This is a genomic window from Halomonas sp. ND22Bw, from assembly GCF_003011945.1.
Taxonomy (GTDB): domain Bacteria; phylum Pseudomonadota; class Gammaproteobacteria; order Pseudomonadales; family Halomonadaceae; genus Halomonas; species Halomonas halophila.
The window spans coordinates 1-266 of sequence record NZ_PXWD01001022.1; the positions used below are offsets into that span (position 1 = coordinate 1).

Here is a 266-nt window from a genome sequence, read left to right on the forward strand (position 1 = left end):
GGCGGCACGGCCGCCCAACTGGCCCTGGCCTGGGTTCTGGCGCAAGGCGATGATCTGGTCCCCATCCCCGGCACACGCCGCATCCCGACGCTTGAACAGAATGCGGCCGCCGTCGACATCGTGCTGTCGCCGGAAGACCTGGCCCGAATCGACGCGGTCTTCCCCAAGGGTGCCGCCAGCGGGCATCGCTATGCCGAGGCGGCGCGGGCGGCCCTGAATCGTTGAGCGCCAGACGTCTGAAGTGAAAAAGGCCCGGTCGGATCGCT

1 protein-coding gene is annotated in these 266 nt (G+C 68.8%); it reads left to right on the top strand.

From position 1 onward, the window contains the following. Window positions 1–225, top strand: a 225-nt coding sequence (locus tag CVH10_RS21270; RefSeq protein WP_146143233.1) for an aldo/keto reductase, incomplete at its 5' end; no start/stop codon positions are given. Between the last annotated feature and the right edge of the window lie 41 nt (window positions 226–266).